The sequence below is a fragment of the Microcoleus harperi Pol14_C6 genome (assembly GCF_036701295.1).
Classification (GTDB): Bacteria; Cyanobacteriota; Cyanobacteriia; order Cyanobacteriales; family Microcoleaceae; genus Microcoleus.
In genome coordinates this window covers 1-20,654 of the sequence record NZ_JAUBQN010000013.1, presented here as the reverse complement: position 1 = coordinate 20,654, position 20,654 = coordinate 1, and the positions used below count along the sequence as shown (strand labels likewise).

The following is a 20,654-nucleotide window of genomic DNA, read 5'->3' as shown; positions in this document are numbered from 1 at the left end:
CCTGTTATATTTTATAGTTTTTCGGGTCAGCTAGGAAGCGATCGCACGCCCTCGAACTCCTAATTAATAATTTTTGCGATAAAAAAGCCTCAAACTATTGTCTAGCAATATTTTGAGGCTTTTAAGGCGCGGTACGACCACTGAACTAACTATCTATTCTCCACAGAGAATGATTGTTAACTCCCAGCTTGCTCCGACGCAATATACAATATAGCTAAAAATTTAGCTCGGGTGGTTTAGTAGCGACGAGAATTGCCACCGCGATCGTTGTTACCCCAGTTACCGCTGTTAGAAGAACCACGTTCTTCGCGGGGTTTTGCCTTATTGACCTTGAGGTCGCGACCCATCCACTCAGCACCGTCAAGAGCCTCAATGGCTGCGGCTTCTTCTGCTTCAGTAGACATTTCTACAAAAGCGAAGCCCCGCATCCGACCTGTTTCCCGGTCAGCAGGCAACTGAACGCGCTTTACTGTACCGTACTCTCCAAAAGTTTGGTTGAGGTGCTCCTGCGTTACTTCGTAGGATAAATTGCCGACATAGATTGACATTGAACATTCTCCAGAATCAGAGTGTGTAGAGATTTAAATCCGGAGGAACGCCGATCGAACGAACTGTACTGCCGAAAATAAAGCCTTGTAAAACCATTATAGCACCTTGAGGTGCAAACGGCAATTGTCTGACTCGATTAATTAAAAAGAAAGCAGAAGCTATTCGCCAGAAGGCATTCTGCGGAAGCAAAAACCCCCAATAAAGAAGAAAAAACTCAGAATACATAAATTTACATAAATTTAATTTTCCTTATTCCCTGGCTCTGCCGGGGAAACGCAGTTTTTAGGCTGCGTAATGGCCTAACGATTTTAGGTTTTAGATCTGGGATGTGAGATTTAAGATTTATGTGTAGGGTATGTCCGGATTCAAAATTGCTCGATCGAGAAAGGTTGTTACCCCAAAAAACGGATACAAGCCCCGGACTCTTGTCGGGAAGAGTGCAAAATTTTAGACTCTTGTTCAAGAACCCAGATTCATGTGTGGAGTAAATCTCCAATAGTTCGACTGAGCGCGATTGACTGAGCGCTCCCCGAACGTATCGCCGAACGTCCACCACGTTCCTCCCGATGTCTAAAGCCTGGGGCTTCCGGCTCGTTCTTCGGTGATTTGTAACATCCCGTAGTTGGAGGGCAGCTCAAGAAGTGACGGCAAGGGTGGATTTTGCCCAATTAAATTCCCCAACTTCTGCGACAACTTCCGCTGCAGTGTCTGCCCCAACCAGGACCAACTGCACCGCACAAGCTTTTAACTCAGGCTGTTTGGAATCTGGACAGCTTGCAGCATGAGTCATGGCATTAGCTTCAGCACCTTCAGCCCACAGAGAACCCCAGTGCATCGGTACAAATAGCGTACCTGGGGCGATCGCCTTTGTGACTTTTGCAGGAAACTGCGCCTTACCGCGGCGCGATCGAACTTCCAGCAAATCTCCCTCCTTAATCTGCAATTTGGCAGCATCGCGGGGGTGAATTTCCAAAAACGGATCGGGGTGCAATTGATTAATTTTCTCTGTTCTACCCGTCCGCGTCATCGTATGCCAGTGTCCGTAAAGTCTCCCTGTCGTCAACACAAACGGATAGTTCGGATCGGGAGGTTCTGCCAGTCCTCGGGAGTGATAGGCCGAAAATCTCGCCCGCGCGTCAGGAGTGTGAAAACGCCTGTCAGTGTACAGCCGTTTCGCTTCTTGGGCTGGATGCACAGGCTCGTTTTCCCGGCAAGGCCACTGCTGGGGGCCTTGTTGGCGGATGTATTCGTGGCTCAGACCGGTCATGTCGCAAGGCTGGCCCCGCGTCAACTGCGCGTACTCTGTAAAAACCTCCGCACTGTTCTCGAAAGCAAAGTGTTCGGCAAAACCCAACCGCCGTCCCACCTCGGCGAAAATCCTCCAGTCGTCGCGGGCTTCCCCGGAGGGAGTGTCGAAACCGGGACAAAGCGTCACCCGGCGTTCGGAATTCGTCATTACTCCCGTTTTTTCGCTCCACTGCGTTGCCGGCAGCAGGATATGAGCGTAGGCAGAGGTTTCAGTGGGATAGTAAGCTTCTTGATAAATAGTAAAGGGCGATCGCAGCAAAGCGGCTTTAGTGCGTTCCAAATCCGGCATACTCACCACCGGATTAGTAGCTGCAATCCACAGCAACTCGACATCGCCAGTTTCCAAACCGGTAATCATCTCCCAAGCTGTGCGGCCCGGATTCGGGGAAATACTTCCCGGTGCGAGTCCCCAAAACTCCTCGACTTGGGTTCTGTGTTCAGCATTTTTCACAAAACGGTAGCCTGGGAGCAAATGAGACAGTCCTCCGGCTTCCCGCCCTCCCATCGCGTTTGGCTGCCCGGTGAGGGAAAACGGGCCGCATCCCGGTTTGCCGATTTGACCGGTCATCAAGTGCAAATTAATCAGCGATCGCACCTTTGCCGTGCCTTCCGATGACTGATTCATTCCCATCGACCACAGAGACAAAACGCGCTGCGACTGTTCCCAGTAGTTTGCCGCCGTTTCTAACTCGCTGACAGTAATGCCACAGCGCGAGGCTACAAACTCCGGCGTGTAGCTGCTAATAACCTCAGCAAAAGCTGAAAAATTCGCCGTGCATTCTTGAATAAACTCAGAATCTATTACTTGCCTGCGTAACAGCAAATATGCAATTCCGTTAAGCAAATCTATATCCGTACCCGGTTTAATTGCTAAGTGCAAATCCGCCGCTTCAGCAGTCGGAGTTCGCCTTGGATCTACCACAATCATCTTGACATTTGGATGCTTTTTGTGGTATTTTGCTAATCTATTGAATACGATCGGATGGCATTCCGCTGCATTGCTGCCGATAATAAAAGCGCAATCTGTTAATTCTAAATCGTCGTAACAGCAAGGTGGCCCGTCCGAGCCAAAGCTTTGAACGTATCCAGAGACTGCTGAAGACATACACAAGCGAGAATTAGCATCAAAATTATTAGTCCCCAGACAACCTTTCATTAGTTTCTGGGCAATATAATAATCTTCTGTTGCGAATTGACCCGAACCGTAAACGCACAAAGCATCGGGGCCGCTGGTGCTGCGAATTGTTTGGATGCGGTTAACAATTGCATTGAGAGCTTCGTCCCAGCTAGCGCGGCGGAACGGTTGGTCGAGACTATCTCGCATCATCGGATACATTAGCCGATCGCTCCGAATCGACTCTGCTACGGTTGCTCCCTTAATACAAACCATGCCCTGACTCGATGGGTGATTGCGATCGCCCCGGACTTTCCAACTTTGTTTTTTGTCTGCTACAACTTCTAGACCGCAACCTACACCGCAGTAAGGGCAAAGAGTTTTTATAGTTTCCATCTGGTGATTTTAGATGCTAATTTTTGAAAGCTAATGGGTAATTCGTAATTTGTCATTATAGTCGGAACTGAGGGCTCCTGCAAATAACGTGTCAATCATTACTAAATTTCCGCATATATGCTTCCCAGAAACGGACAATACCCTGAGTAAAAATTACCCGCTCTCTTACTAAAAATCGCGCTCGCTCTCGCTTGCATTCAGCTTTTTGCTGCTACTAAATCTTCCTCTATTTGAGAAAAGTTTAACCTAACTCTTATCACCCCCAGAATGGGGGCTAGGAGGAATTTTTGCCTAGTTCACACAGCGCCCAGGTACTACTTTTGACCTAGTTGTTGATAGCAATGTGAGATTTAGTGCGGGAGTATTAGGTGGGCTACTTCCCTGATTTAACTTCAAATACGCCACCGTTGGTGGGGCTAAAAGTTACTTGGAACTCAGCAGTTTTTTCAGCGCCTGCTGCGGCACCGGCAGGAGTTTGCAAAACAGGCAGAGGAGTTTCTTTGACGAAATCTTTAGCTGCTTTATTTGTGGGATCGAACTGTAGGATATCGCCGTTTTGTTTTACTTTGACCCGATAAGTCAAACTTTCGGTAAACGTTGGAATTGTTCTCCACTTTTGGTCGATTTGTGCATACAACTTCTGTCCGATCGCATCGAGTTCGGCTTGGTCAGAAATCTCTGATGTGGCACTGGTTGCTGCATTGGGCGCGACGGCGCTGTTAGCGGCAGCAGCGATGGCTGCAGGGCTGGCATTCGGTGCAGGACTTGCAGCAGCGATGGCTGCAGAGCTGGCATTCGGTGCAGGACTTGCAGCAGCGATGGCTGCAGGACTTGCAGCAGCGATGGGCGCAGGACTTGCAGCAGCAGCGATGGGTGCAGGGCTACCAGTCGGTGCGATCGAACTTGCTGCGATTTGCGGGCTGGGGGGAGAACTCACAACCGCCGCCGCAGTCGCCGCCTGCGGTGCAGTTTCTTCTAGTTTCGCTTGCTTTAGCTGGCTAGAAACAACAGACATATTGACGGCAGCTAAAGTAACCATTGCTACGAACCACGAGGCTGCCAGGATGCCGCGTTTGACCGGCGAAGCTTCTGGGGGTTCGGCAGCGTGAGACACAAAAGGTGCAGGTGCGATCGGCCTGTCAGCAATCACAGGCTTTTTGCTAGCAGGTAATGGCATCGGTAGCGCGACGGCTTCTGTCTCCGAGTCCGTTGCTTCACCTTCTTCGTGGTGCGCGTAGCGAGAAAACAGGAACTCCAAAGCAAAGTTGCGAAGTTCGTAGTATTTCGGGTCTTCCATAATCCGCGCCCGGTTGCGGGGACGGCTGAACGGAACGTGCATATCTTCACCGATGGAAGCTGCTGGTCCGTTGGTCATCATCACGATGCGATCGGCCAAAAACAAAGCCTCATCAATATCGTGAGTAATCATAATGACAGTAATTTTTTCCTGCCGCCAAATTTTCAGCAATTCTTCCTGCAACTCTTCCCGGGTAATCGGGTCTAGAGCTCCGAAAGGTTCGTCCAAAATCAACAGTTTGGGACGAGTTGCCAGAGCTCTGGCGATCGCCACCCGCTGTTTCATCCCCCCGGACAATTGGCCCGGTCTTTTGTTACAAGCTTCGGTCAGCCCCACTAATTCCAAGTGTTCCTTGACGATCGTATTGTGTTCGTCGGCAGACTTTTCCGGGTAAACATTTTCAACGCCGAGGTGAATATTTTCAGTAGCAGTCAGCCACGGTAGCAGCGAGTAGTTTTGAAATACCACCATGCGATCGGGGCCTGGTTCAGTAATCGGCGAACCTTCGAGGGCCACTTCTCCGTTTGTCGGCCCGTTGAATCCCGCAATCATATTCAGCAAAGTTGATTTGCCGCAGCCCGAGTGACCGATCAAACAAATAAATTCGCCTTCATTAATAGTCAGGTTTACACCGTCGAGAACGACGTAAGGGCCTTTTTGAGTTTCGTAGACTTTCGATACGTCTTTAATAGTAAGAAAGTCTTGCTTGGGCGTTTGAATTGTGGTGGTTGTTTGGGGGGTTTTTATAGTTTGCATATTTTCAGGATGTGGATTTTGGGTCGAGGAATTAGACATGACAACTTGCGATTGAGAATTTGAAATTAGGGATTGAGGAAGGGGAAAATGTGGAGTCTTGTTTCCTGATTTCTTGCTCCTCATTCCCTCTTCCTATTTGCTGGTTATGCTGGCAGTTTGATGGAACACTGACTGCCTATTTGTTCAATTAAGATTTCTTCGATGCGGACGGCGCGCTTAATTTTGACATTCTGAAGATACTGGATCGGGTCGTCTAGATTAAACACAGTGTCGTCAAATAGCTCGATCGTCCGGCGATCTCTGGCGATATCCGGCAAGCCCAATTCGCGCACTGCTTGACCGAAAACATCGGGCCGCAAAACTCGATCGACCACTTCCACCCAGTTTTTCGGGAACGGGATCAGCCCCCAGCGAGCCATCTGCGCCATCACCCACACCATTTCTAGGCGGTCTGGACAATTGGTTTTGTCAACGTAGAACTGGTTGAAGTTGTAGAGCATTTCAGGTTCTGCCTCCGTACCGGAGTTGTACGGATCGAGGAACCCCGGACGGATGTCTTTGGGATCGGCGCCGATGTATTGTTCTTGGCTAATCAATTCTAGGACTTCTTCGCGGTTGCGGCGGTCGTCGCAGTAGTCGCAGGCTTCCAAAAGCGCTTTGACGAGGGCGAGGTGGGTTTGAGGATATTTCTGAGCCCAATCTTCGGTAACACCGAGAACTTTTTCGATGTGTCCGGGCAAAATATCTAGGGAACGGGCCATGACAAAACCCGTACCGCTGTTGACTGCGTGGGAGTTCCAGGGGTCGCCTGAACAGTAGCCGTCAATGTTGCCTGCTTTTAAATTCGCTACCATCTGCGGGGGCGGAATCACGGTCAAGCCCACGTCGAGGTCTGGGTCGATGCCGCCGGCAGCCAGCCAGTAGCGGAAGAGCAGATTGTGCATGGAGGCGGAGTGTACCATGCCCAAGGTGTGAACTTTATCGGGACTCTTGGCGATCGCAGCTTTGAAATCCTCTAATGTCCGAATGCCTTGTCTGTAAAGGTCTTTGCTGAAAACAATTGAATTGCCGTTGCGGGACAGCGTGAGGGCGCTACAGACGGGCACAGGGACTTCACCGTCGAGCCCCAACAGCATACCGATCGGCATTCCTGCGACCATTTGCGCCGCGTCCAGCCGTCCTTCGGCGACTCCTTTGGCGATCGCTTTCCAGCCAGGTTCGCGGCTGAGAGTAACTTCTTCCAAGCCGTGGGCTTTGAAAAATCCTTTTTCTTTAGCTACTACTAAGGGGGCGCAGTCGGTGAGGGGAATAAAGCCGATGTCGAGGTTGATTTTTTCCAGGCCGTTGCGGGCGATGACAGGCGGCTGTTGTTTTGCCCGGCGCTGTTTGACGCGCTTTTGCTGGTTGAGGAAGTAAACCATTTCGTTACGCAGCGCGTAGTAACTCGGATGGTTGACAACTTCCATGCGCTTGCGGGGGCGGGGAATGTTCACTTCGAGGATTTGCCCGATTTGCGCTTCCGGGCCGTTGGTTAGCATCACAATGCGATCGCTCAGCAATAAAGCCTCGTCCACGTCGTGAGTTACCATCACGCTAGTGACTTTGCTTTCCTCGCAAATTTTCATCAACTGGTCTTGCAAACCGCCGCGAGTTAAGGCATCGAGGGCGCCGAAGGGTTCGTCTAGCAGCAGCAATTTCGGGCGAATCGCCAAGGCGCGGGCGATCGCAACTCTTTGTTTCATCCCCCCAGAAATTTCGCCCGGGCGTTTGTCGGCGGCGTGTCCGAGTCCGACTAATTTAATGTGGTGTTCGATCACCAACTCGCGATCTTCTTTCGAGTTACCGCTGTAAATTTCCTCTACTGCTAGGGCAATATTTTCGCGCACCGTCAGCCAAGGTAGCAGCGAGTAATTTTGAAACACCACCATTCTGTCCGGGCCTGGATCGCGGACTTCGCGCCCTTCTAAAGTAATCCCGCCCTGACTTGCTTTGTCGAGACCGGCGATGATATTTAGCAGTGTAGATTTGCCGCAGCCCGAGTGCCCAATTAAGGTGATGAATTCTCCTTTTTTTATTTTCAGTTCGATATTTTTAAGAGCGATGTATTGCTCTCCATTGGGCAAGTTAAATACGCGGTCAACGTGGTCTACTTCAACAAATACTGACATGGTAATTTTAGGTTAGTTTGTAATTTGTATGATGCTGATTATTAATTGGGCATAGGGCATGGGGCATTGGGCATTAATTTACAACTAATTTCTACCAGTTTGTAGTTGGCAACCATTCCCCATTTCCCATTCGCCATGCCCGATGCCCGATGCCCAATCCCCAAATTCTATTTCTGTTCTTCAGGAACTACTTTGGAAGCGACGAAACCAACGATTCTGTCTAAAATTAAACCGACAATTCCTACATAAAGCACTGCTAGAATAACTGCGCTGAGTCTAGAACTGTTGTAAGCGTCCCAGATAAAGAACCCGATGCCGACGCCGCCGACTAACATTTCCGCAGCTACGATCGCCAGCCAAGACAAACCGATACCAATTCTCAACCCAGTGAAGATGTAAGGAACAGAAGAGGGAAGCAGGATTTTCCAGAAGTATTTTTGATTGGGGAGGCGCAAGACGCGGGCGACGTTTCTGTAGTCTTGGGGTATTTGTTGAACCCCTACTGTGGTATTAATTAAAATCGGCCAAATTGCTGTAATTAAGATTACGAATAGTGCTGATACTTCGTTAGCTTTTACCCCCATGCCTTCAAAGGGATTGAACTGTTGAAATACTGCCAGGGCGATCGGCAGCCAAGCTAGGGGCGGGATAGTTCTGAATACTTGAAACAGCGGGTCTAAAGCATCGAACATTAAAGAGTTTGTGCCGATAAGGATTCCCAAACTGATGCCGAGAACTGCTGCTAGAGTAAAGCCGATCGCCACCCGCTGCAAGCTAGCCAAAATTTGCCAGAACAAGCCTTTGTCTGTACCGCCGTTGTCGAAGAAAGGATTGATAATCAGATTCCAGCTTTCTTGGACAGCTTTGATTGGTCCCGGCAAGGTGGATGAGGCATCGTGGCAGAGGATTTGCCAGATTATGAGCAAAACTGTAATTGCTACCAGCGGGCGGATGATTTTTCGGCGGTTTTTTTGAACCTGATCCAGAACGAAATTTACTGGATTTTTGCTTTTAGTAACAGCGAGGTTTGTTGCCATTTTTGTTTTTGCAGTATTGTGAATAATCGATTATGTGTAGATACTTTGAACAGAGTTGAGCAGGTTTTGACCATGGAACGCACCCTGCGTTTCACTCGGCCCAACACCGTCAATTTTAGGCGTTTGTCAAGTGTCAACACTCAAGTGTCAACACTAAACAAATTAATTATGCTTTTTTGATTGCCAGACCATTCAGATATTCTTGTGGTTTTTCTGGGTCAAACTTTACGCCGTCAAAGAAGGTTTCAACACCGCGAGAAGTGGAAGTAGGAATTTGGGCGGCAGGAACGCTAAGTGCTGTCGCAGCAGCTTTCCAAATATCTTCGCGGTTAACTTTATCAACCGTGGCTTTGATGTCGGTAGTTGCCGGCATATAACCCCAACGAATATTTTCAGTTAAGAACCAAGTATCATGGCTCTTATAGGGATAAGAAGCATTATCAGCCCAGAATTTCATCGCCACTGGGCTAGCAGCTTCAATGCGGCCGGTACCGTAGTCAATTTGACCCTTAGAGCGACCGATAATATCTGCTACTGGAACTTTTAACCACTTATCTTGAGAGATTATTTGGCACATCTCATCGTGATTTTCTGCCTTGTCGCACCACTGCTGGGCTTCCAGTACGGCCATTGTTATTGCTTTAGCAGCTTTGGGGTTTTTCTCAACCCAATCTCCTCTTAAAGCAAAAGCTTTTTCTGGGTGGTCTTTCCAAAGTTCTCCGGTTACTAAGGCGGTGTATCCTACCTTTTGAGTAACTAGCTGAGCATTCCAAGGTTCGCCTACGCAAAAGGCTTCCATGCTGCCAGATTTCATGTTCGCTACCATTTGGGGCGGCGGAATGGGAATCACGGAAACATCTGTATCTGGATTAATACCGCCGGCTGCTAGCCAGTAGCGCATCCATAAGTCGTGGGTGCCGCCGGGAAAAGTTATAGCAATTTTTTGATTGGCGAGGGCTTCTTTGAGAGGTTTGCTGTCAGTACCTACTTTTAAATCTAGGTATTTTTTGCTGAGGGAAATTGCTTGACCGTTAGTATTTAACCGGGCAACAATGTTCATCGGCACTGGCTGATTGCCTTTGGTAATTGTGCCTAATGTCAATTGGTAAGGCATCGGGGATAAGATGTGAGCTCCGTCAATGCCGCCTTTTTCGGAACCGAGTTCTAAGTTGTCGCGAGTAACTGGCCAAGATGCTTGTTTCTCAACTTTTACGTCTTTCATGCCGTACTTGGCAAATAACCCTTTTTCTTGGGCGATGATTAAGGGTGCTGAGTCGGTGAGGGCGATGAATCCGAGTTTGGCTGCGGTAACTTCTGGCGCGTCGGCGGGGTTGATGTTGACTGCTGGTGCGGCGCTGGGTGATGCGCCGCTGGGAGTTGCGCTAGATGTGGTGGAAGTGGAAGCGGAACTGCAACCGTGGGCGAGAAGGGTGCCGGCTGCTGTTGCTCCAGCGGTGATGATGAATTTTCTTCTGGAAAGGTTGCTCATTTGTCTTGAATTGTTGTTGTACTTTGAGATCGTGGAAATGTGAGATGTGAGATTGATTCGGGACCTTCGCATCGCATCTCACATTGTGAGATTAGGCGTCGATCGTCACTTTGCCGATCGCCCGCGCGCTGCAAGTTAAAATGAACCCTGGTTCTAAGTCTCGGGCCGCGTCGGGTTGGCTGTCGTAGACTGTTTGGCCTTCTAGGAGTTTTTGCTGGCAAGTGCCACAGCTTCCCGACCGGCAATTGCTGTCAAGTTCGACTCCGGCCCGTTCGGCAACATCAAGAATGAACTCATCTTCGCTGCAAGCAACTTCTTTGCCCGATCGAGCGAAAATGACAGTAGATGTCTGAGGTTTGGCTGCCGACACTGCCGTTTCGTCCCTGTCAACCGTCAGTTGCAGTTGCCTGTTGAGCACAGCTACATCCCCTGTAATCTCTTTGGGAACTGCCCCAAACTGCTCGACTAACAATTGATGCAGCACTGGTTTGAGGTCTTCGCAAGGGATGCTTTTTTGGACGCAAGTACCCAAATGAGCGTCTTTTCCGACTGTGCCTCCCATGTAAATGTCTACACCTTCGAGGGTTTTGCCGTTCTTGCGAACTTTGGTTCCCATCAAACCGATGTCTGCTACTTGGGGTTGACCGCAGGAATTGGGGCAACCCGTCCAGTGAATTCTCACTGGTTTGGGAACTGAAAGTTCGGCTTCGAGTTCCTCAATCATTGCCACGGATCGGCTTTTGGTTTCGATGAGGGCGAAGTTGCAAAACTTGGCGCCGGTGCAGGAAACCAAGGCTCGCGTCAGCGGTGCGGGGTCGATCGAAAAACGCTGCAACAGCGGTTCTTTCACCAGCGATTCAATCCGCGAGTCGGGAACGTTGGGAATAATCACGTTTTCTTCGACAGTGAGTCTGAGCTCGCCGCTGCCGTAAACCTCGGCGATTCTGGCCAAATCGAACAAATCCGATGCCTGCAGCCGTCCGACTGGAACGTGCAACCCTACATAGTTGAGACCTGATTGTTTTTGGGGGTAGATGCCGATGTGGTCGCGTTTGTCCCAGGTGATTTCATCTTTGGGCGCGGCGGCGGGTAAAGTGCGCCCTAATTCTTGTTCGACTTCTGCTCGGAATTGTTCGATTCCGAGTTCGTCAATCAGCCACATCAGCCGCGATTTTTGGCGGTTTGCTCTCGGGCCTCGATCGCGAAACACTGTTAAAATTGCTTTGCACAAATCTACAACGTCGCTGGGACTTGCCCATGCGTTGAGAGGAATTGCAGCTTCGCAGCGTTTGGCTGAGAAGAAGCCGCCGACTAAAACGTTAAAGCCGATGTTGTCGTCTTTGTAAGCGGGTACGAAGGCGATGTCGTTGATTTCTGCGTGGACTGAGTTGTCGCGGCAGCCTGCGATCGCAATATTAAACTTTCTCGGCAAATTTGAAAACGCGGGGTTGCCTTCGCCGCTGTTCGTAATCATGTCTTGGACTTGGTTCACCAGTTCCCGCGTATCTATCAGTTCGTCGGCGTCCAGGCCCGCGACTGGGGAACCCGTGATGTTGCGTACGTTGTCCATGCCAGACTGGATGCTGGTCATGCCCGCTTCTTTGAGGCGGCGGAAGATGTCGGGTACGTCTTCGATGCGAATTCCGCGCAATTGCAGGTTTTGTCTGGTGGTGATGTCGGCGCTGCCGTCGTCGCCGTAGCGTTGGACGATTTCTGCTAGCGTTCTGGTTTGATTGCTAGTAATTATGCCGTTGGGCAAGCGCAGCCGCATCATGAATTTGCCGGGAGTTACTGGCCGAAAGAAGATGCCGAGCCATTTGAGGCGGTGCTCGCGATCTGTTTCGTCCATTGCTTCCCAGCCGATTGCGGCGAAGTGGTCGAGTTCGCCTTTTAATGCTAAGCCATCTTTTTCGGCTTTGAGTTTTTCAAACTTGTTCAGGCTCGCTTGGGCTTTGGGTTCTATTGTTTGGGTCATCGGTTTACCCTCGCTGCTGGCTTGTGGGGAGGTATTGACTTGGAGCATAAAGTGTGTGTTTCCTGCTAACCTTAGTGACTGTATGAATTTAAAACTGTATATTTAGTTACTAGATCGAATTTCTTTTAAGCATGGTTGGTCTTCTGTAAACTAGAGTTTGACTGGGCGCTGGCTCGAACGTCGCCAAACTATTTATGGTTATAGTTGCTACCGATGATTCGGTCGATCGCTGCGTTTCGATGCACCTTTGTTATGAGCTAATGTAAAGCCCACGATTGTAAATATTCGTAGCTATTTTTACAGAATATTGAGTTTTATGAATATTTCGCATAATGCCGATGCGTTTTATACATGGGGAATGGGTAAAGACACCCCCAAAACCGAAAAATCTCTCTAAATCTTTAGATTTACGACGGAAGAGGGGGAAATGGGAATATCTAAGATTAATGTTGTGAGTGCGATCGCAGACTTAAAACGAGATCGTCACAAAATTAGAGCGGTCGCTGTCACACAGTTTGTCTCAAAACATCACATTATGTGCTATGCCAGCGTCACTATTAATTTTCCAAGAACGAGAGATGATACAAGTATCGAATTCAGGGAAGGTCTCATGCTTTTAGTTCAACTTATCCCCGGCGCTATTTCCGAAATGCTTGCTTCTGTTACCGATACGGGTTGTTTGACTTTAGCCGATCGCTACGGCTTGATGGCCGCTGTTTTGGACGACTCTCTCGACGATGAATACAGACTTTCAATTAACCGCCTGCTGCGTTCTGTAGTGAAGGGAAGAGTCAAGATAGTCAATGAACTTTCGGTGATATGTTAACAGCATTTAAAAATTTGATTGATTTATGCAGGGCTGCAAGTGCAGAGACCACCGCCCGAGTTAAAAGGAACCCACGATGCCGGCAGCGGATGTAGGACCGGAAGTTTATTGGCTGTTGTAAAAACGTGCGATCGTTCTTGCCGTATGATTTTTTTTGATTATCCAATTCTCGCTTTGGGCGGCACTTACAGAAAAAGTGCTGATTCACAGTTTTGACCCTCAATTGAGAGCCTGTTGGGTGGAACGGTGATGGTAAAATTAGTAAAACTGCTGTGCGCGATCGGCATTTGAGGAGTTTGAGGAATGAAGTCATCCCAACCCACGTAATTATAATTATTAGACATCTCCATAAAAGCCTGTCTTGAATAGACAGGATGCCTGTTCCACAATAATTATTGGGTAGGTCTATTGAACTGGGCTGGAGATGACAGGTAAGTTATGAAACTTATTAATCGAAAAATCGAAATATTCACAGAAGCAGGCATCGGCATCTACAACATCATGCCCCTTTTTGTCAAAATTCGTTGGTAATTGATAAAAAGTCAATTAAGTCGATCGGCAGGAAAAAACAATAATATCTTGTAGGGGCCGGTAAAGCCTCGATCTTGAATCGCGGACAGTTTATTGCTGCACTCAACCACCTAAAACTGGTAGTCAGTTTATTTTCACCTATACAAAGCTTATGCAGCCATACTTTATATTGTGCCTGCATAAATCCTGTATTTAGTTACTGCCATTGGTTAGTTTTTTAACCAAAATAGTTGATATAATGCGATCGCCCGACCAAATTTTTAGCAATATTTTAATATTTTCAGGCGAAATATACGATTGACTGAAAATTAAAAACAGTCGAGCGAGCAGACTTGACAATTTAACAATGATTCCCAGGGAGCATTTTATGAAATCCATTGCTAAAAACAGCATCCACTGGACTTACTCAGTGGCTATTTTCTGTGCCCTTTTCGCAATACAGCAACAAAAAGCTACAGCAGCAACGCTATCTAACGGCTGGAATTATGCGATCGATTCCTTTAACGACGGCGTGACAGGGCCCCAAATCGGCGGCGGAGAATTTGAATTTTACGGCATCGCCATTAAAGAAACATCAGATACAGCTTTCATCGCCATCAATTCTAATCTAAGTTTAGCAGGATATGCCGACCCACTAGCTCAAAGAGGCAACATCAACTACGGCGATTTATTCTTCAATTTTTCCGGTCAAAACTTCAATACAGCTAACGCAAACGGCAGCTTGTTTGGTATCCGCTTTGCCGAAGGCAATGACTCCGGCGTGGCGACAACAGGCGTTTACACAAATGTTACAGCGAACAACGTCACCCAAACTAACTCTGGCTTTAGCAATTTAAATCAATTCAATACGGTAGTGGCATCTCAAGGCGGAACCCCATCAATGGGCGATTTAGCTGCCACAGACCCCTACTTTGAACAAACAGGAAACTTGACTATTCTCAACTCAATAGCTACGGGTAAAAAAGTAGGAGAAATCATTTTTTTAACGCCAGCGACTTTGAGCATCCTCGGTCTTGATTTCGCTCAGTTTAATGCAGTAGGTTCTCAAACAATTGGATTCAGTTTCAATAAATCCTCAATGCCTTCGGGGAACTATATTGCTAACTTTTTTGCCGAGTGTGCTAACGATGCGATCGCCGTTCAGGGATCGTTTGAGGCTGTACCCGAACCTTCTACTTGGTTTGGTACTTTAGTAGGATTGAGCTTTTTAGGTATTGGCGCAGCAAAATGCAAAATTAAGCGCAAGATTTCCTAAGTTAGGTAGGGTGTGCATTAAGTACCTTACGAATAGCTGTTATGCACACCTTACGAATAGGCGTAGGGCCTCACAAATTGCAAACAGTAGAGTAGATTAGGGAGAGATAAAATGCGCCCAAACATTCCCATCTGGCCCAGCAACTTGATTGACGTAACTGTAGGGATACGTCAACTTTCTCCCCTCAGTATCGCTGTAACCAGTGAGTGCATTTCCCCAAGGATCTTGCACGATATAACCCTGAGAATTGTAGCCAATTACAGTAAGAATGTGACCGGCCGCAGTAAAATCTCCGGCTAAAACTACTGGCCGCCGATTCAGCAATTCCGATCGCACCTCTGCCCATGTGCGAGTCGTACTAAAACTCGTCTTAAACCCGTAGGCTTGAATCAGCGCCGAAAGCACGCTGTGATCCGTTTGAGAACCCTGGCCGGCATAGTCGAAACACCACTGCAACAACTCATCCTCCAACTGTCCGCCCCACTCAGAACGAAGGCCGTAATAATAAAGCACCATGGCGATCGAAGTTACGTTGCAAGTAGACCAGTCAAAACGCGGATTGTCCCGCTGCGAAAAATACGGCACGTTCAATTCCACATTGTTCGGAACCGGATCGAAAATTTTATCTCCCCGCTTGAACTGAACAAAACTAGGAAAAACATAACCTGTATTGCCAAAATTAGGCAGTTCTTCAGTCAGGGAAACTTTCAGGTGAGATCCTTCCGCACCGTAGCTGTTCACGCCGTATACTCGACCTAAAGGCAGCGTAGTTTTCTCGCTACTGCTCAGGCTAGCAGCATCTACCGGCCGTTTTTTAAACACAGTTGCTTGCAGGATTGTCATGGTCAAAGCATCGGGGTCAAAGGGAACTTCTTTGCCGTCTTTTTTAATTTTAACGTCCTGCCAATAAATAAATCCGATATTGCCGAAACCGGGAATTGATTCGGCTAGAGTTACTCGGAAATGCCCCAAAATGCAGGCATAACCAGTGATGGCATAGGTAGTGCCTAAAAGTAGGTCAGCAACTTGATTGGCAGGCAGTTTAGATGAATCTTCGGGCTTAGCTTTAATCTGAGTTGTTTGAGTTACCAATAGTTGAGCGCTGACGTTGCTATTGGGTACGTCAGCCAGGTTAAATTTTAGGATTTGAGTACCTTTGGCCAACTGAACGTCGGGTTCGTAAAAATAGCCAAAAGTGCCGATCGGCCAAATTGCTGAATCCAGGACCACCTTGAGATGCCCGTCAATAAATCCGTATTTGCTAACGGCCAACGTCTGGCCTGCTTTGACAAAAACTTTTTGCTGATTGTTGAGCCGGGAAGAATCAAGGGGAGCTACCTTAAACAAAGTGTCAGAAACTATCTTTAAGGTCAAACCTTGCCCGACAGTTAGCGGATCGGAAGTTACGGTGATGTAAATTATTTGGCTGCCAGTAACGTTGCCTTTGCTGTCAGTTGCCCGCAACCTAAGCCACCGAGCTCCCGCTACGCTAAACCCTTTAGACAAATTAACTTGCCAAGTGCTGGCTTCTTGGTTTAGAGTGACGGTTAGGGGAAATTTATCCTCAGCTATCACGTCAATTTTTGCTGCTTGTTGCCGATCAAAAGTACCCCGAAGGACGATCGGCTGATTGACTAAAACTTCTGACGGCCCTTGATAAGTTAAATTCACAGCGGGATTAAAAGATTTGCCACCGCGGCTGAATTGCACAAAATCGGGATAAATGAAACCTGTATTGCCAAATTGCGGCAAATTCTCGGTCAGCGAGACTTTAATGTGGCTTTGTTCGATCGAGAATCCGGCAATTCCGTAAATCATTCCCGCCGGCAAGGTAATTTTTTCTTGGGGTGGCAGGCTAGCGGCATTTATCGGCCGCTTTTTAAACACAGTCGTTTTGATGATTGTCATCGTAACTGCATTTCTATCATACTCAATTCCCCTGCCGTCTCGCAAAATTTGGACGTGCTGCCAGTACAGAAATCCCGAAGTTCCTAGGTTAGGAACTGCCCGAGCAAAAGCGACTCGGAAATGGTTTTCCACGCAAGCGTAGCCAAGAAGATTGAAAGTTTCTCCCAGGTTAAATTGTAATTTCTGAGTCGATCCTAAAGTTCCAGAATCTACGGGGGTGAACTTTAACCAGGTCTTTTTGATCACCCACAGTAACTGCATTCCAGGCGGCGGGACCGGCAACTCAGCGCGATCGAATATGAGAATTTTTGCGCCTTTGGTGATGAGTACGTGTTTTTCGTAGAAAAAGCCGGACTTTCCTACCGGATTAATTGGATTATTTAGTTGAACATTCAGATGTCCGTCTTCTAACTCGTAGTCAGTAATTTGATAAATTTTCCCTGCTGGTATGTCCGCTTTTTGCAGCTCGTTGAGATTGCTCGCGGGCAGTGTTCCGGCTTTAAATTTGGTATCTGTGAGAGTAATTAACGTGAAAAATTGAGCGGGTGACTGAGAAGCAGGATTAACTTTGATGTTAATTGTTTGTTGGCCGATAACTTTGCCGGTCTTATCACTTGCCCTCACCTGCACTGTGCGAGTTCCGGCGCTATCGAATCCTTTTTCTAAACTGATGTTCCAAATGCCTCTAGAGAGATTTATCCCCACATTCAGGGCATTTGAGCCTTCTGCTGCTGAAATCGCTGCCACTAGATTTTTGTCAAAAGTGCCAACTAAGACAGCGGCTCTATTGACCTCAATTTCTCGCGGGCCTAAGTAACTTAAAATAATGTTGCTGTTTGTCATTATATATCCCCCTACCTACTTAATTATTCAGCTAAAGCAAGGATAACTTCTGATTTTATTAAACACAATGACCTGAACCAGGACAAAATCGCCCCTAGATTCACCCTACGGGCGGTTAATGCCTTTTCCAGCATAAGTTTTTAATTATTGGCGGGAGTGGCGCCACAAATCTAACTTTAGGCGTACAATGAGCACCTTAACTGAATATATGTCTGGTTGAGAGGATTTCTGGTGCAAGTTTTGAGGGAAGGAATTTAGTTCGAGTAGGTTGCTTCCCCCTGTACCTTTGACCCCTCACTTGCTGAGTCAGGACTTACGAAAAAAACCCGGTTCCTAGGAGAATATTGCTTATAGCAACGAAGCATCTAGGAAGAAACCGGGTTTTTAGCCGTTTGGTGCGTGCAGGAGTGTTAGTGCGATCGGCTAAATTTCGACTAAACTATGGTGACCAGAATATCTTGGGCGTGAGAGTCAACTTTCAGATTTTCTCCTTCATAAACCTGAATAATTTTGCCGGTACCGTCGATGACAAAAGTAACGCGCTTGGCATAATCGCCTTTCTCGACATCGTAAGCTTTGGTAATCGTGCCATCAACATCTGCTAATAGCTGGAAAGGCAAACCGTATTTCTCTGTGAACTTTTTGTGCGATTCCTCGTTGTCTCGGCTGACACCGAGAACTACTATATCTTTTCCCTTGTATTCTTCATGGGCTGCTTTGAAGCTTTGGGCTTGTCTGGTGCAGCCGGGGGTGTCATCTTTGGGGTAGAAATACAAGATTACGGTTTTACCGGCAAATTGGGACAGGGAGACGGTGTTGCCGTTGGTGTCTTTGGCGGTAAATTGAGGAGCGGCACAGCCAATTGGTAATGTCATAGTTTGATTTCTCTTGTTTGGTTTTTATTGCAGTTCCTCAAGTTATTTTACTTGGTTCTGTGACTTTTCAAGAGACAATTGCTAAAAATAGCGTGAAGCGAAGCTATCCCGCTCTTAATCGCCCCCAACTCCATGACGTTAAGCTTTACTGCATTTAATTTTGCACCTAAGACGCGGGGTAAGAGTGCCTATTACACGCATAGTTTCAATACTGAGCTCTTGTACCATTGTCAATAATCCTTTGTGGAACAGGCAAGATGCCTGTTCCACAAAGAGTAGATTTTCTTGTGGAACAGGCATCTTGTCCTGTTCAGCGAAAATGGTGCAAGATGTGAGAATAGACATCTGCTAAAAAGCAGATGTCTAATTGAATGTTCGCGAATTCTACACACCAACCGCTTGAGCAGCGGCGATCGTAGACGGATCAATCGCAATTCCCAAACCTTCTGCAACTTGGTGGCCGTAATTAGGATCGGCGCGGAAAAAATGGCACAGTTGGCGCATCTGAATCTCCGGTTTTGCTGCACTCAAACTTTCCACAATGTTAGCGACAAGCCGCTGCTGTGCGTCGGGTTTCATCAAGCGATAGAGGTCTCCTGCTTGGGTGTAATCGTCATTTCCCTTACGGTGATCGTAGCGATCGACTTTGACGTTTCCTAAGTCCCAAGCTGGGTCAGCATAAGCACAGTTTTGCTTCGGCGCATCCTCGTGGCTGTTGGGTTCGTAGTTCGGCCCGCTACCACCGTTGTTACCCGGTGCCATTGCGCCATCCCGTTGATAGTGCATCACCGGACACTTTGGTTGATTGACGGGCAATTGCTGATAGTTTGCACCGAGACGGTAGCGTTGAGCATCTGGATAAGACATGATGCGAGATTGCAGCACTTTGTCGGGAGAGAAGCTAATACCTGGAACGACATTAGAAGGAGAAAATGCCGCTTGTTCCACCTCAGCAAAAAAGTTTTGTGGATTGCGATTGAGTTCAAGAATTCCCACGTCAATTAACGGAAACTCTGAGTGCTTCCACACTTTTGTCAAGTCAAAGGGGCTTTCGCGATACTCTGCCGCTTGGGCCTCGGTCATTACTTGAATGCAAAACCGCCATTTGGGATAATTACCTTGCTCGATCGCCTCAAACAAGTCGCGAGTCGCATGATCGGGGTCTTCGCCTTTGATCTGCGTCGCTTCTTCGGCGGTGAAATTATCAATACCTTGCATGGTTTTGAAGTGGAATTTGCACCAAACCCGTTCTCCTCGAGCATTGATTAGGCTGAAGGTATGGCTGCCAAAACCGTCCATGTGGCGGTGGCTTTTCGGCGTACCGCGATCGGAAAACAGAATTGTCACCTGATGCAAAGCTTCTGGACTTAGCGACCAGAAATCCCACTTCGCGTCAGCATCTTTGAGATGCGTTTGGGGATGGCGCTTTTGGGTGTGGATCAAATCAGGGAATTTGAGCGGATCGCGGATGAAGAAAACAGGGGTGTTATTGCCTACTAAATCCCAGTTTCCTTCTTCGGTGTAGAACTTCATCGAAAAACCTCTGGGGTCACGTTCGGCATCCGCTGAACCTTGTTCCCCGCCTACCGTAGAGAAACGGAGGAGAACTTGAGTTTCTTTGCCAACTTCTGAGAATAGCTGAGCTTTGGTGTAGCGAGTCATGTCATGGGTGACGGTAAACGTGCCAAATGCAGCGGCTCCTTTTGCATGGACAACGCGCTCAGGAATGCGTTCCCGGTTGAAGTGAGCCAGTTTTTCCATCAGGTAAAAATCCTGCATGAGGATAGGCCCGCGCTCACCCGCAGTCAAGGAATTTTGGTTATCTGAAACCGGAATTCCGCTAGCGGTTGTCAATGTTTTGTCTTCTGTCATAGTGGGTAAATCTCTTGCTCCATCCTCAGTATTCTATACCTTTCTGGGGCAGAGGTGTTTCTGCGGAGGTTATTTTCAGATTGGCGATTTTGTGTTAAATTATTAGTAGGTTTTCAAAATTTGCTGAGTCAATTAAAACTAATTTCTCAATAAAATATGATTTATTTCTACACTGTGATTCTCAGATAAAATGCTGATTCTTGGGTTTATTTTTGTTAAAAAAATGGCTGGGTGGGTCAAATAAATACTCCTGAACAATCTATTGATAAACTCAAACAAGCTAAGCTATTGAGTCATTCTCCGAAGTCTATGAATTAGAGTCTGATGTTTGTCTCAAGCCTCTTTCTATTAATGAATTACACGAATTTCTGACTTTAGCAGGACTTACGCAACTGGCACAATCTGCGTCAAGCGATCGCCGAGGCAAGGTGGCCTTCTAGGAGGCACGATTGGTG

13 protein-coding genes and 1 pseudogene are annotated in these 20,654 nt (G+C 47.6%); 2 read left to right on the top strand and 12 right to left on the bottom strand.

Annotated features, from left to right (window positions below; translation table 11 throughout):
- Window positions 1–236: 236 nt before the first annotated feature.
- The 8 genes and pseudogenes from rbp to QUA27_RS11530 form a co-directional block, all read right to left on the bottom strand.
- Window positions 237–548, bottom strand: coding sequence for an RNA-binding regulator (rbp, locus tag QUA27_RS11565; protein ID WP_332948676.1), 312 nt, complete (start codon window positions 546–548; stop codon window positions 237–239).
- A 635-nt stretch (window positions 549–1,183) separates the two neighbouring features.
- The gene (locus tag QUA27_RS11560) at window positions 1,184–3,367 is read right to left on the bottom strand and encodes a molybdopterin oxidoreductase family protein (RefSeq protein ID WP_333068105.1); all 2,184 of its coding nucleotides are present in this window, start codon (window positions 3,365–3,367) and stop codon (window positions 1,184–1,186) included.
- A gap of 373 nt (window positions 3,368–3,740) precedes the next feature.
- Entirely contained in the window at window positions 3,741–5,459 is a 1,719-nt protein-coding gene (locus tag QUA27_RS11555; RefSeq protein WP_333068104.1) for an ABC transporter ATP-binding protein, read from the bottom strand.
- Between the two features lie 104 nt (window positions 5,460–5,563).
- On the bottom strand, window positions 5,564–7,588 hold the full coding sequence (locus QUA27_RS11550) for an ABC transporter ATP-binding/substrate-binding protein (protein WP_333068103.1): 2,025 nt from the start codon (window positions 7,586–7,588) through the stop codon (window positions 5,564–5,566).
- Window positions 7,589–7,755: 167 nt separating this feature from the next.
- Window positions 7,756–8,625: a nitrate ABC transporter permease gene (ntrB, locus tag QUA27_RS11545; protein WP_333068102.1), complete on the bottom strand. Its 870-nt coding sequence runs from the start codon at window positions 8,623–8,625 to the stop codon at window positions 7,756–7,758.
- Between the two features lie 166 nt (window positions 8,626–8,791).
- Window positions 8,792–10,114, bottom strand: coding sequence for a CmpA/NrtA family ABC transporter substrate-binding protein (locus QUA27_RS11540; protein WP_333068101.1), 1,323 nt, complete (start codon window positions 10,112–10,114; stop codon window positions 8,792–8,794).
- A gap of 91 nt (window positions 10,115–10,205) precedes the next feature.
- Window positions 10,206–10,484 carry a 2Fe-2S iron-sulfur cluster-binding protein gene (locus QUA27_RS11535; protein ID WP_333068192.1) on the bottom strand — a complete coding sequence of 93 codons (279 nt, stop codon included), beginning with the start codon at window positions 10,482–10,484 and terminating at the stop codon, window positions 10,206–10,208.
- Window positions 10,485–10,550: 66 nt separating this feature from the next.
- Window positions 10,551–12,089: pseudogene (locus QUA27_RS11530) on the bottom strand (ferredoxin--nitrite reductase); the annotation flags it as partial.
- A gap of 610 nt (window positions 12,090–12,699) precedes the next feature.
- Here QUA27_RS11530 and QUA27_RS11525 point away from each other — a divergent pair.
- Window positions 12,700–12,915, top strand: a complete 216-nt coding sequence (locus QUA27_RS11525; protein ID WP_333068100.1) for a hypothetical protein — start codon at window positions 12,700–12,702, stop codon at window positions 12,913–12,915.
- A gap of 185 nt (window positions 12,916–13,100) precedes the next feature.
- On the opposite strand, the gene QUA27_RS11520 is transcribed toward QUA27_RS11525, so the two are convergent.
- Window positions 13,101–13,259 carry a hypothetical protein gene (locus tag QUA27_RS11520; RefSeq protein ID WP_333068099.1) on the bottom strand — a complete coding sequence of 53 codons (159 nt, stop codon included), beginning with the start codon at window positions 13,257–13,259 and terminating at the stop codon, window positions 13,101–13,103.
- A 554-nt stretch (window positions 13,260–13,813) separates the two neighbouring features.
- Between QUA27_RS11520 and QUA27_RS11515 the strand changes: the two genes are divergently transcribed.
- Window positions 13,814–14,701 carry an XDD3 family exosortase-dependent surface protein gene (locus QUA27_RS11515; protein WP_333068097.1) on the top strand — a complete coding sequence of 296 codons (888 nt, stop codon included), beginning with the start codon at window positions 13,814–13,816 and terminating at the stop codon, window positions 14,699–14,701.
- 96 nt (window positions 14,702–14,797) lie between these two features.
- Here QUA27_RS11515 and QUA27_RS11510 read toward each other — a convergent pair whose 3' ends face one another.
- The 3 genes from QUA27_RS11510 to QUA27_RS11500 form a co-directional block, all read right to left on the bottom strand.
- Entirely contained in the window at window positions 14,798–17,452 is a 2,655-nt protein-coding gene (locus tag QUA27_RS11510) for a C39 family peptidase (RefSeq protein WP_333068095.1), read from the bottom strand.
- A 434-nt stretch (window positions 17,453–17,886) separates the two neighbouring features.
- Window positions 17,887–18,327, bottom strand: a complete 441-nt coding sequence (locus QUA27_RS11505) for a peroxiredoxin (RefSeq protein WP_333068093.1) — start codon at window positions 18,325–18,327, stop codon at window positions 17,887–17,889.
- A 384-nt stretch (window positions 18,328–18,711) separates the two neighbouring features.
- Window positions 18,712–20,199, bottom strand: coding sequence for a catalase (locus tag QUA27_RS11500; RefSeq protein ID WP_333068092.1), 1,488 nt, complete (start codon window positions 20,197–20,199; stop codon window positions 18,712–18,714).
- Between the last annotated feature and the right edge of the window lie 455 nt (window positions 20,200–20,654).

What these genes read in the sequence shown, in the direction of transcription:
- rbp (WP_332948676.1), bottom strand. Translation starts at nt 548, where the DNA reads ATGTCAATCTATGTCGGCAATTTATCCTACGAAGTAACGCAGGAGCAC.
- QUA27_RS11555 (WP_333068104.1), bottom strand. Translation starts at nt 5,459, where the DNA reads ATGTCTAATTCCTCGACCCAAAATCCACATCCTGAAAATATGCAAACT.
- QUA27_RS11560 (WP_333068105.1), bottom strand. Translation starts at nt 3,367, where the DNA reads ATGGAAACTATAAAAACTCTTTGCCCTTACTGCGGTGTAGGTTGCGGT.
- QUA27_RS11500 (WP_333068092.1), bottom strand. Translation starts at nt 20,199, where the DNA reads ATGACAGAAGACAAAACATTGACAACCGCTAGCGGAATTCCGGTTTCA.
- QUA27_RS11515 (WP_333068097.1), top strand. Translation starts at nt 13,814, where the DNA reads ATGAAATCCATTGCTAAAAACAGCATCCACTGGACTTACTCAGTGGCT.
- QUA27_RS11520 (WP_333068099.1), bottom strand. Translation starts at nt 13,259, where the DNA reads ATGTCTAATAATTATAATTACGTGGGTTGGGATGACTTCATTCCTCAA.
- ntrB (WP_333068102.1), bottom strand. Translation starts at nt 8,625, where the DNA reads ATGGCAACAAACCTCGCTGTTACTAAAAGCAAAAATCCAGTAAATTTC.
- QUA27_RS11510 (WP_333068095.1), bottom strand. Translation starts at nt 17,452, where the DNA reads ATGACAAACAGCAACATTATTTTAAGTTACTTAGGCCCGCGAGAAATT.
- QUA27_RS11505 (WP_333068093.1), bottom strand. Translation starts at nt 18,327, where the DNA reads ATGACATTACCAATTGGCTGTGCCGCTCCTCAATTTACCGCCAAAGAC.
- QUA27_RS11525 (WP_333068100.1), top strand. Translation starts at nt 12,700, where the DNA reads ATGCTTTTAGTTCAACTTATCCCCGGCGCTATTTCCGAAATGCTTGCT.
- QUA27_RS11540 (WP_333068101.1), bottom strand. Translation starts at nt 10,114, where the DNA reads ATGAGCAACCTTTCCAGAAGAAAATTCATCATCACCGCTGGAGCAACA.
- QUA27_RS11550 (WP_333068103.1), bottom strand. Translation starts at nt 7,588, where the DNA reads ATGTCAGTATTTGTTGAAGTAGACCACGTTGACCGCGTATTTAACTTG.